Source organism: Azospirillum sp. UFLA03-27 (genome assembly GCF_059803775.1).
Genome location: NZ_JAUQTX010000239.1, coordinates 1 through 10,147 on the forward strand (window position 1 = coordinate 1; position 10,147 = coordinate 10,147).

Genomic DNA, 10,147 nt, shown 5'->3' on the forward strand with positions numbered 1-10,147 from the left:
TCCTCGGGCTTCGACGGGCTGCTGGCCGGCATCAACAACCAGCTCGGCTACCGCTTCGCGGAGCGGGTGGAGCAGTCGGGCAACGGCGCGTTGCGCGTCATCCCGACCCAGGAATGGCTCTACAACACCAGCCGCGAAGCCAAGATCTACGCGGCGCTGGCGCTCTACGAGATGTGGAAGAACCACAACAACGGGCGCCCCGTCAGCGTGGCGCTGGGCTCCCCCGGCTCCTCCGCCATCGCCATCGAGGATTCGGGGCGGGGGCCGGAGCTGTCGCTGCCCGTGATGGGCGCCTCGAAGTAAGGGCGTTCGCGGCGCGGCGGTCGTGATGCCGCCGCGCCGCGCCCCATTCTTGATCCGCATCAACGCCAGCGCTCGCCGCCGCCGTCCAAATGCCGTGACGGCAGGCGGAAGGGGCTGGAGCGATGAAGTACGTCGATGAATTCCGGGACGCGGCGCTGGCCCGCGGCATCGCCGCCGCCATCGCGCGGGAGGCGGCGACCGGGCGGGCCTATCACCTGATGGAGTTCTGCGGCGGCCACACCCACGCGGTGTCCCGCTACGGCATCCCCGACCTGCTGCCGGACAATGTGCGGATGATCCACGGGCCGGGCTGTCCGGTCTGCGTTCTGCCGGTGGGGCGGATCGACGACGCCATCGCCATCGCGCGCCAGCCCGGGGTGATCCTGTGCACCTACGGCGACGTGCTGCGCGTGCCAGGATCGGGGCGGATCAGCCTGCTGAAGGCGAAGGCCGAGGGGGCGGATGTGCGCATGGTGCTGTCCACCATGGACGCTCAGCGCATCGCCGAAGAGAATCCGGACCGCGAGGTGGTCTTCCTGGCCATCGGCTTCGAGACGACCACACCGCCGACCGCGGTGGCCGTTCATGCGGCACAAGCCAAGGGCCTCCGGAATTTCAGCGTCTTCTGCAACCACGTCCTGACCCCCGCGGCCATCCGGGGCATCATGGACAGCCCGGAGGTGCAGGAGATGGGCACGCTGCCACTCGACGGCATCGTCGGGCCGGCGCACGTCTCCGTGGTCATCGGCAGCCGCCCCTACGAGTTCGTGGCGGAGGCTTACGGCAAGCCGGTGGTGATCGCCGGGTTCGAGCCGCTGGACGTGCTCCAGGCCATCCTGATGCTGATCCGTCAGGCGAACGACGGGCGGGCGGTGGTGGAGAACCAGTTCACCCGCGCGGTGACCCCGGACGGCAACCGGAAGGCCCAGCGGCTTGTCGCCGACACCTTCGACGTGCGCTCCGGTTTCGAATGGCGGGGCCTCGGCTCGCTTCCTGACAGCGGCCTGCGGTTGAAAGAGGCGTTCGCCGCCTTCGACGCGGAGCGGCGCTTCGCCGTGCCGGGCCGCGCGGTGCCCGACCACAAGGGCTGCGAGTGTGGCGACATTCTGCGCGGGGTGAAGAAGCCCAGCGATTGCAAGTTGTTCGGCACCGTCTGCACGCCGGAGAACCCGATGGGCTCCTGCATGGTGTCGGCGGAGGGGGGCTGTGCCGCCCATTACACCTATGGGCGGTTCCGCGACCACCAATTGGCGGTGCCGTAACCGTTGGTTTCAACCGCAAACCGTTTGTCACGAAATATTTCGTCGGGGAAGCTATTCGCCCATTGCACGGCTAACCTTTTGCGGGGGTTCGGAGGACGCTGATAGGTTCGTTCCTGAACAAAAGAACAGGAGGGGACTTCCCGTATGAAACGCCGTTCGTTCCTTGCCAGCGCCGGTGTCGGCGTCGCGGCCAGCACCCTGGCGGCTCCGGCCATCGCGCAGAGCACGCCTGAGGTGCATTGGCGCCTCGCCTCCAGCTTCCCGAAGAGCCTGGACACCATTTACGGCGCCGCCGACGTGATTTCGCGCCGCGTCGCCGCCATCACCGACAACAAGTTCACGATCCGCCCCTTTGCCGCCGGTGAGATCGTCCCCGGCCTCCAGGTGCTCGACGCCGTGCAGAACGGCACGGTCGAGTGCGGCCACACCGCCAGCTATTACTATGTCGGCAAGGACCCGACCTTCACCTTCGATTCGACGGTCCCGTTCGGCCTGAATGCCCGCCAGCAGAACGCCTGGATTCTCCAGGGCGGCGGCATGGAGCTGCTGCGCGACTTCTTCAAGGGCTACAACGTCGTCAACTTCCCGGCGGGCAACACCGGCACCCAGATGGGCGGCTGGTTCCGCAAGGAGATCAAGACGGTCCAGGACCTGAGCGGCCTGAAGTTCCGCATCGGCGGCTTCGCCGGGCAGGTGCTGACCAAGCTGGGCGTCGTTCCGCAGCAGATCGCCGGCGGCGACATCTACCCGTCGCTGGAAAAGGGCACCATCGACGCCGCCGAGTGGATCGGCCCCTACGACGACGAGAAGCTCGGCTTCAACAAGGTCGCCAAGTACTACTATTACCCCGGTTGGTGGGAAGGCGGCTTGAACGTGTCGCTTCTGGTCAACCAGCAGAAGTGGGAAGAGCTGCCGAAGCCCTATCAGGCGGCTCTGGAAGCGGCTTGCTTCGAGGCGCTGGCGATCATGAACGCCAAGTACGACGCCGACAACCCCGCCGCCCTGAAGCGTCTGGTGGCCGGCGGCGCCCAGCTCCGCCCCTTCCCGCGCGAGGTGATGGAGGCCTGCTACAAGGCGGCCTACGAGCTGTACGACGAGACGGCCAAGAACAATCCGAAGTTCGCCAAGATCTACGAGCCGTGGAAGAAGTTCCGCGACGAGGAATTCCTGTGGTTCCGCGTCGCCGAGAACAGCTTTGACAACTTCACCTTCACCGCTGGTCAGCGCCGGTAGGGAAGGGAAGGCCGGTGCGGCGCTTCACGGCGCCGCACCGTTTCGGCCGCTACTGGGCCGCCACTTTCTGGGACAGGCGTTGCAGATCCTGCGACGCGCGGTCGGCGATGCGCTGGGCGGCCACCAGCGTGTCCGTCAGATTGCCGACGTCCGGCGCGATCTCGCCCGCGGCATCGGACATCTCGTTCAGGGCCTTCACCGCGCTGTCGATCAGGCGGATGACCAGCCCCGCGGGGCCGTCGGCGTTGTCGTACCCAGCCATTCCAAAGTCTCCAAGGTTGCGCAACTCAGCCCGAACGACACGGGAACGAGTTTCCATGGAGGGGGCAGGCCGCGCAAGCCGCTTGTTGCGGCGCACGCGTTCCCGCCCCGGCCGGCCGGCGTCAGTGGATGCCCGGCGCCTCCTGCCCGGTGCTCGCCACATACTCGGTGTAGCCGCCGCCATACTGGTGGATGCCCTCCGGCGTCAGTTCCAGCACCCGGTTCGACAGGGCGGCCAGGAAATGCCGGTCGTGCGAGACGAACAGCATGGTGCCCTCATAGGCGCCCAGCGCCGAGATCAGCATCTGCTTGGTGTCGAGGTCGAGGTGGTTGGTCGGCTCGTCCAGCACCAGGAAGTTGGGCGGGTTGAACAGCATGGTCGCCATGACCATCCGGGCCTTCTCGCCGCCGGACAGGACGCGGCACTTCTTCTCCACATCGTCGCCGGAGAAGCCGAAGCAACCGGCCAGCGCGCGCAGCGACCCCTGGCTCGCCTGCGGGAAGGAGGCCTCCAGCGATTCGAAGATGGTCTTGTCGCCGTCGAGCAGGTCCATGGCGTGCTGGGAGAAATAGCCCATGCGCACGCTGCCGCCGACCGCGACGGTGCCGCTGTCCGGCTCGGTGGCACCCGCCACCAGCTTCAGCAGCGTCGATTTGCCGGCGCCGTTGACGCCCATGACGCACCAGCGTTCCTTGCGGCGGATCGTCAGGTCCAGCCCCTCGTAGATGGTCCGGTTGCCGTAGCCCTTGTGCACGTTCTTCAGCACCGCGACGTCGTCGCCGGAGCGCGGGGCCGGCGGGAAGTCGAAGGTCACGATCTGGCGGCGCTTCGGCGGCTCGAACCGCTCGATCTTGTCGAGCTTCTTCACCCGGCTCTGCACTTGGCTGGCGTGCGAGGCGCGGGCCTTGAAGCGCTCGATGAACTTCAGCTCCTTGGCCAGCATGGCCTGCTGGCGTTCGAACTGCGCCTCCTGCTGCTTCTCGCGCAGCGCCCGCTGGCGCTCGTAGAAGCCGTAGTCGCCGGAGTAGCTGGTCAGCGACCCGCTGTCGATCTCAATGATCTTGTTGACGATGCGGTTCATGAACTCGCGGTCGTGCGAGGTCATCAGCAGGGCACCCTCGAAGCCCTTCAGGAAGCCTTCCAGCCAGATCAGGCTTTCGATGTCCAGATGGTTGCTGGGCTCGTCGAGCAGCATGACCTCGGGCCGCATCAGCAGGATGCGGGCCAGCGCCACGCGCATCTTCCAGCCGCCGGACAGCATGCCGACGTCCATGTCCATCATCTCCTGGCTGAAGCTGAGGCCGGCGAGCACCTCGCGCGCCTTGCCCTCCAGCTCATAGCCGCCCAGCTCGTCGAAGCGGGCCTGGACCTCGCCGTAGCGCTCGATGATGGCGTCCATCTCGTCGGCGCGGTCGGGGTCGGCCATGGCGGCCTCCAGCTCGGCCAGCTCCGCGGCGACGGTGCTGACCGGGCCGGCGCCGTCCATTACCTCGGCGACGGCGGAGCGGCCGGACATTTCACCGACGTCCTGGTTGAAGTAGCCGATGGTCGCCTGCTTCTCGATCGCCACCTGACCGGTGTCCGGCAAATCCTCACCGGTGATCATGCGGAACAGCGTCGTCTTGCCCGCCCCGTTGGGACCGACCAGACCGATCTTTTCGCCCCGGTTCAACGCCGCCGATGCTTCGAGGAAGAGGATTCGGTGACCATTCTGCTTGCTGATGTTGTCGAAGCGGATCATGTGCGGCTGCGTTCCTGCGGCGTTGTTCCCATGGCGTGGCGGGGGCTCTTATGCCACAGGATGCGCGGTGCAATGGAGTCCTGATCGGCGCCATGCGAAAATCGCAATCCGGAAACGATGTCATGGGAAGGATCGCCGCCATGGGGCGTCCGCCGCAGGTTTGGGACTATTGGCGCCCCACCGGCAGTGGCAGCGGCGGCGGCATTGTCGAGCTGGGGACGGTGCGCGGGCTCGACGTGGCCCTGCCGGTGCATTTCCATCGCGAGGATCAGCTGACCTTCGTCCTGGCGGGGCGGCGGCGCTTCGTCATCGCGGGCGACCTGCGCGAGGCCGGTCCCGGCGAGGGTGTGCACATCCCGGCGGGAACGCCGCATCGCTCGCTGTGTGGGGCGGACGAGGTCGTCTGCATCAACCTCTACACACCGCCCGGCCTGTACGCCGCGCCGGATATGGTCGCCGGGCTGGCCCGGCACTGGCGGAGGATGGGCGGGTTGGGCTGGGCGGACCTGACGCTGATCGCCGAGGATCATCGCCGCTGCATCGGGACCGGGGTGGAGCCCGTATCCATGTTTGCGGGGAGCGAAGCGTGGGACAGCGTCGGCGAGGCGGCCCGCCGCGCCGGGATGAGCCGCGAGGGCTACACCCGCCGGTTCTGCAAGCACCACGGCGTCCCGCCCCACGCTTTCGGGCTTCAGGAGCGGCTGAACGAGGCGCGGGGTCTGCTCCGCGCCGGGGAGTCCATCGCGGCGGTCGCGGCGGACACCGGCTTTGCCGACCAGAGCCATTTCGGCCGTTGCTTCCGCCGCGCCTTCGGCGTGACGCCGGGCCGCTACCGGGCCGGGTAGGTCACATCCGTACCAGACCGCCGCCGCTCCGCCTGCTACCCATCCGCCGGAGAGCGCCGCACGGACACGGTCCGGCGGCGCGCCCACAGGCAATCTTGGGAGCATGGCATGTCCATCGCAGTGTCCGCCGTCTCGTACCTCCTGGTGGTCGGCGCCGGGGTCAGCGTCGCGTTGCAACAGGTCCTCAACGCCAACCTCAGGGCCGACCTCGGCTCGCCCTGGTGGGCGGGCTTCGTCAGCTATGTCGTCGGCATGCTGGCGATGCTGGCGGTCGCGCTCCTCGCGCCCGGACCCCGCCTTGCCGAAGCAGTGAGCGGGGTGGGGTCATGGGTCACCTGGACCGGCGGGCTGTTCGGGGCGCTGTTCATCGGGACGGCCATCTTGATGGTGCCCCGCCTGGGGGCGGCGACGGTGCTGGCGCTGATCGTGGTCGGCCAGATGCTCGGCTCGCTCGCCTTCGACCATGTCGGCCTGCTCGGGCTGCCGCAGCAGCCGATAAGCCCGACCCGACTGGCCGGCGCCGCCTCCCTGATCCTCGGCGTCGTCCTGATCCGGCTGTAGCGCGCCTAAGCGGTACGGTGCAGGGCGAAGCCCGACGCGCCAGGGGCTTCCAACTCCGGGCGGAGTTCGAGGCTGGGGATGGCGTAATCGCCGCCGTTCTGACGGCGGAAGGGGATCGGCGGCGTCGTCTCCAGCGTCCGTATCCGCTCCCGCAATTGCTCCGCCGCCTGCGCGAAGCCGGCCTCGTCGAAGCGGTCCACCCGGTAGGCGACGAAGGGCGGCAGCACGTCGTAGCCGGGGTAATGCAGGATGCCGTGGTTGATCGGGAACAGCAGGTCGTCGATCGGGCCGTTGATGCCGCGCGGCGCGTAATGTTCGGCCCAGCCACCCGTCGTCACCACCAGCATGGCGCGCTTGCCGGCGAAGCGGCCCTCGCCGTAGCGGTCGCCCCAGCGGCGGTCGCTGTGCTCGCCGACGCCATAGGCGAGGCCGTAGGCGTAGACACGGTCGACCCAGCCCTTGAGGATCGCCGGCATGGTGAACCACCAGAGCGGGAATTGCAGGATCAGCGCGTTGGCCCACAGCAGCTTCTTCTGCTCGGCCTTCACATCGTCGGTCAGCGCGTCGGCGGCGAAGGCGGCACCGGAGGCGGCGGCCACTTTCAGGCGCTCGCCCTCGCCGAGGCTGGGGAAGTCAGCGTGGTCGACCGTGGTCTTCCAGTTCATGGCGTAGAGGTCGGAAACCCGCACCGTATGCCCCTGCGCCTCCAGTTCCGCGATGGCGGCGTCGCGCAGAGCGGCGTTGAGGGAGCGGGGATCGGGATGGGCGAAGACGATCAGCACGTTCATCACAGGCACCTGTTCGCTCGAAGCATGTGCGTTCCAAGCTATGCGTGTGGCGATTAATCCGGTAGATAGGGTGAATGGATAGAATTCTGCCGTAGAATGGATCAATCGAACGTCACGCTGGACCGCATGCGCAGCTTCGTCCGCGTCGCCGAACGGGGGAGCCTATCGGCGGTGGCGCGCGAGATGGCCATCGGGCAATCCAGCGTCACCCGGCACATCCGCGAACTGGAAGAGGCGCTGGGTGTCGCCCTGTTCAGCCGCACCACGCGGCGTGTCGTACTGACTGCGGAGGGCGAGCGCTACTATGCCAACGCCGTCCAGATCCTGCGCCTCGTCGAACAGGCGGGCGACGAGGCGCGCGACACCGGCCGCGCCTCGGCCGGAACGGTGCGCGTGTCCTGCACGGCGGCGCTCGGCGTCCGGCACATCAGCCGGCTGATCTTCGCCTTCCAGGACCGCCACCCGGACATCGCCGTCGATCTCGGCCTGACCGACGAGCGCATCGACCTCGTGCGCGACGGCGTGGACATCGCCATCCGCCTCGGCCCGCTCACCGACAGCTCCCTGAAGCGGCGGGCGCTCGGGCTGAGCCGGCGCGTGCTCGTCGGGGCGCCGGCCTGTCTGGAGCGGCACGGCCGGCCGACGACGCCGGCCGACCTCGCGGGGTTCGAGGGCGTCCGCATGTCGAACATCGCGGGAAGCGACCGGCTGACGCTCGAAGGGCCGGACGGCGCCCTCCACGCCGTTTCCCTCGGGGGACGGCTGCGGGTCGATCATGGGTTGGCCGCGCGCGAGGCCTACCTCGCCGGGCGCGGCATCGGCCCGGCCCATGTCTGGCTGGTGGACGACCTGCTCGCCGACGGCCGCCTGGAGGTTCTCCTGCCGGACCACGCGCCGCCCGCCGTGCCGCTCAACCTGTTGATCGTGCCGGAACGGGCCGGCATCGCGCGGGTCCGGCTGCTGGTGGAGTTCCTGGTGGAAACGGTCGCAACCATCCCCGGGATCGCGCGGTCGTCCCGGGGATAGCCGATAGGGCGATTACGGGGCCGCCCCCTCGGTCACCGCCCCTTTTCTTACCGTCAGGCTGCGGCGCGGCAGGCGCAGGCGCCCGTTGAGGACGAGATGGGCGACGAGGCCGATCAGCAGGCCCCAGAACGCACCGCCGATGCCGAGCAGCTTGATGTTCGCGGCGGACGCCAGGAAGGTGATCAGCGCCGCCTCGCGGGACGCCGGGTCGGCCATCGCCCCGGCCAGACTGCCGCCGATGGTGCCGAGCAGCGCCAGACCGGCGAGCGCGGTGATGAAGGTCGCGGGGAAGGCCATGAAGACGGCGGCCAGCGTCACCCCGAACACGCCGACGAGCACGTAGAAGACGCCCGCGGCGATCCCGGCGATCCAGCGCTTGGACGGGTCCTCGTGCGCTTCCTTGCCGGTGGCGATGGCGGCGGTGATGGCGGCGATGTTGAAGGCGTGGGAGCCGAACGGGGCCATGAGCAGCGAGCCGAGGCCGGTCACGGTCACGATGGGGTTGGCGCTCGTCTTGAAGCCGTCGTTCCGCAGGACCAGCATCCCCGGCATGTACTGGCCGGACAGCGTGATCAGGAACAGCGGCAGAGCGACCGACAGCAAGGCGTTCAGTGAGAATTCCGGCGCGGTGAAGACCGGGGCGGCGAACTCCAGCGACAGCCCCGACAGATCGACGCGGCCCTGCGTCAGCAGGAAGGCCAGTCCGAAGACGAGGATGCCGACCACGGCGTAGCGGGCGGAGAACCGCTTCAGCGCGACATAGGCGACGATCAGCAGCCCGACCAGCAGCGGATCGACGCCGGCCCCGCCGAACGCCCCGATGCCGAAGGGAAGCAGGATGCCGGCAAGAAGGCCGGAGGCGATGCCGGGCGGGATCAGCCGGATGACCTTCTCGAAGCAGCCCGATAGGCCGAGCGCGACGAAGGCCGCCGCCGAGATCATGTAGGCGCCGACCGCCTCGGCGTAGGGGGTCGTCGCCAGCGCGGTGACGAGGAATGCCGCGGCCGGGGTGGACCAGGCGGTGATGATCGGCTCGCGATGGCGCCAGCTCAGGAACAGCCCGGTCAGCCCGACGCCGATGGAGACCGACCAGACCCAGGAGGCGGTGAGGACGGGGCTGAGGCCCGCGACCTTCGCCGCCTGGAAGACCAGGATGAAGGTGCCGCCGTAATTGACGATGACGGAGATCAGGCCCGCCACGACGGGGTGGGCGAGGTCGTTGAGGCGGATGGGGGACGAATTGGGTGGCATGGCTGCGTGGGACCTCCGGACGGTTCAGGCCGCAAGGGCGATGAGCGGCCTTGACAACTACCCGCTCAATGGCCTGATGTGCCCATCCGCTTTATCGAAGAAGGCCAGACCATTTGTTCCGGCATTCCCAGCTTGAGTCCGTGAAGGCGTGGATCGCCAACCCCGCCCACGCGGCGATGCCGCTCCACGCGCGGATTCAGCGGGCCGTCCGGCAGCTCATCGTCGACGGCGCGCTCGGGCCGGGCAAGCCGCTGCCCGCCTCGCGCGCGCTCGCCGCCTCGCTGGGGGTGTCGCGCGACACGATCGAGGCGGCCTACGCCCAGCTTCACGCCGAAGGCTTCATCGACCGGCGCGTCGGCAGCGGCAGCTTCGTCGCGGAGATCACCGAGTTCACCCCCGGCCGCCGCCGGCCCCGGCGCGACACGCTCCCGAGCGATCAGGCGCCGGCTCTCAGCCGGCGCGGGGCCGCCGTGTTCGAGGGGGGCGGCGTGCGCGAGATGCCGGTGCCGCGGCCCTTCGCCCATGGCGTTCCGGAAACCCGGACCTTTCCGCTCGCGCTCTGGGAACGGCTGGAACGGCAGGTGCGCAAGGAGGTCGGCGCGCAAAGCCTGTTTCACGGCGACCCCCAGGGGACCGAACCGCTGCGCCGCGCCATCGCCGATTATGTGAACCTCGAACGCGGCGCGCGGGCCACCGCCGACCGCGTTCTGGTGCTGACCAGTTCGCAACAGGCGATGTCGCTCTGCGCGAGCATGCTGCTCGATCCCGGCGACGGCATCTTCCTGGAGGACCCGGCCTATTACGGGGCGCGCAAGGCGTTCGAGGCGGCGGGGTTGGACTGCGTTCCGGTCCGCGTCGATCGGCAGGGCATCGTC

The 10,147-nt window shown here is 68.7% G+C and carries 10 protein-coding genes and 1 pseudogene; 7 read left to right on the forward strand and 4 right to left on the reverse strand.

Translation table 11 applies throughout. From position 1 onward, the window contains the following. The 3 genes and pseudogenes from Q4I23_RS26145 to Q4I23_RS26155 form a co-directional block, all read left to right on the forward strand. Positions 1–303: pseudogene (locus Q4I23_RS26145) on the forward strand (SH3 domain-containing protein); the annotation flags it as partial. Between the two features lie 122 nt (positions 304–425). Then, positions 426–1,565: a hydrogenase formation protein HypD gene (hypD, locus tag Q4I23_RS26150; RefSeq protein WP_498528143.1), complete on the forward strand. Its 1,140-nt coding sequence runs from the start codon at positions 426–428 to the stop codon at positions 1,563–1,565. Positions 1,566–1,709: 144 nt separating this feature from the next. Further along, positions 1,710–2,798, forward strand: a complete 1,089-nt coding sequence (locus Q4I23_RS26155) for a TRAP transporter substrate-binding protein (RefSeq protein ID WP_237905245.1) — start codon at positions 1,710–1,712, stop codon at positions 2,796–2,798. A 49-nt stretch (positions 2,799–2,847) separates the two neighbouring features. Here the strand turns inward: Q4I23_RS26155 and Q4I23_RS26160 are convergent, their stop codons facing one another. Together Q4I23_RS26160 and Q4I23_RS26165 are read right to left on the reverse strand one after the other, a co-directional pair. Continuing rightward, entirely contained in the window at positions 2,848–3,060 is a 213-nt protein-coding gene (locus Q4I23_RS26160; protein WP_237905244.1) for a hypothetical protein, read from the reverse strand. A gap of 121 nt (positions 3,061–3,181) precedes the next feature. After that, entirely contained in the window at positions 3,182–4,801 is a 1,620-nt protein-coding gene (locus Q4I23_RS26165; protein WP_498528144.1) for an ABC-F family ATP-binding cassette domain-containing protein, read from the reverse strand. A gap of 122 nt (positions 4,802–4,923) precedes the next feature. On the opposite strand from Q4I23_RS26165, the gene Q4I23_RS26170 reads away from it, so the two are divergent. Beyond that, complete coding sequence (locus Q4I23_RS26170; protein ID WP_498528145.1) at positions 4,924–5,646, forward strand: helix-turn-helix domain-containing protein; 723 nt, start codon at positions 4,924–4,926, stop codon at positions 5,644–5,646. Positions 5,647–5,754: 108 nt separating this feature from the next. Continuing rightward, positions 5,755–6,207 carry a DMT family transporter gene (locus Q4I23_RS26175; protein ID WP_498528146.1) on the forward strand — a complete coding sequence of 151 codons (453 nt, stop codon included), beginning with the start codon at positions 5,755–5,757 and terminating at the stop codon, positions 6,205–6,207. A gap of 5 nt (positions 6,208–6,212) precedes the next feature. Here Q4I23_RS26175 and Q4I23_RS26180 read toward each other — a convergent pair whose 3' ends face one another. After that, positions 6,213–6,995, reverse strand: coding sequence for an NAD(P)H-dependent oxidoreductase (locus Q4I23_RS26180; protein WP_498528147.1), 783 nt, complete (start codon positions 6,993–6,995; stop codon positions 6,213–6,215). A 96-nt stretch (positions 6,996–7,091) separates the two neighbouring features. Between Q4I23_RS26180 and Q4I23_RS26185 the strand changes: the two genes are divergently transcribed. Continuing rightward, positions 7,092–8,021, forward strand: coding sequence for a LysR family transcriptional regulator (locus Q4I23_RS26185; RefSeq protein ID WP_498528148.1), 930 nt, complete (start codon positions 7,092–7,094; stop codon positions 8,019–8,021). Positions 8,022–8,033: 12 nt separating this feature from the next. Here Q4I23_RS26185 and Q4I23_RS26190 read toward each other — a convergent pair whose 3' ends face one another. Beyond that, on the reverse strand, positions 8,034–9,272 hold the full coding sequence (locus Q4I23_RS26190; RefSeq protein ID WP_498528149.1) for a benzoate/H(+) symporter BenE family transporter: 1,239 nt from the start codon (positions 9,270–9,272) through the stop codon (positions 8,034–8,036). Between the two features lie 113 nt (positions 9,273–9,385). Here Q4I23_RS26190 and Q4I23_RS26195 point away from each other — a divergent pair. Further along, on the forward strand, positions 9,386–10,147 hold a 762-nt coding region (locus Q4I23_RS26195), incomplete at its 3' end, for an aminotransferase-like domain-containing protein (protein ID WP_498528150.1).

Excerpts from the sequence above, each read along its gene's own strand:
- hypD (WP_498528143.1), top strand. The coding sequence starts at position 426 with ATGAAGTACGTCGATGAATTCCGGGACGCGGCGCTGGCCCGCGGCATC.
- Q4I23_RS26155 (WP_237905245.1), top strand. The coding sequence starts at position 1,710 with ATGAAACGCCGTTCGTTCCTTGCCAGCGCCGGTGTCGGCGTCGCGGCC.
- Q4I23_RS26160 (WP_237905244.1), bottom strand. The coding sequence starts at position 3,060 with ATGGCTGGGTACGACAACGCCGACGGCCCCGCGGGGCTGGTCATCCGC.
- Q4I23_RS26165 (WP_498528144.1), bottom strand. The coding sequence starts at position 4,801 with ATGATCCGCTTCGACAACATCAGCAAGCAGAATGGTCACCGAATCCTC.
- Q4I23_RS26170 (WP_498528145.1), top strand. The coding sequence starts at position 4,924 with ATGGGAAGGATCGCCGCCATGGGGCGTCCGCCGCAGGTTTGGGACTAT.
- Q4I23_RS26175 (WP_498528146.1), top strand. The coding sequence starts at position 5,755 with ATGTCCATCGCAGTGTCCGCCGTCTCGTACCTCCTGGTGGTCGGCGCC.
- Q4I23_RS26180 (WP_498528147.1), bottom strand. The coding sequence starts at position 6,995 with ATGAACGTGCTGATCGTCTTCGCCCATCCCGATCCCCGCTCCCTCAAC.
- Q4I23_RS26185 (WP_498528148.1), top strand. The coding sequence starts at position 7,092 with ATGGATCAATCGAACGTCACGCTGGACCGCATGCGCAGCTTCGTCCGC.
- Q4I23_RS26190 (WP_498528149.1), bottom strand. The coding sequence starts at position 9,272 with ATGCCACCCAATTCGTCCCCCATCCGCCTCAACGACCTCGCCCACCCC.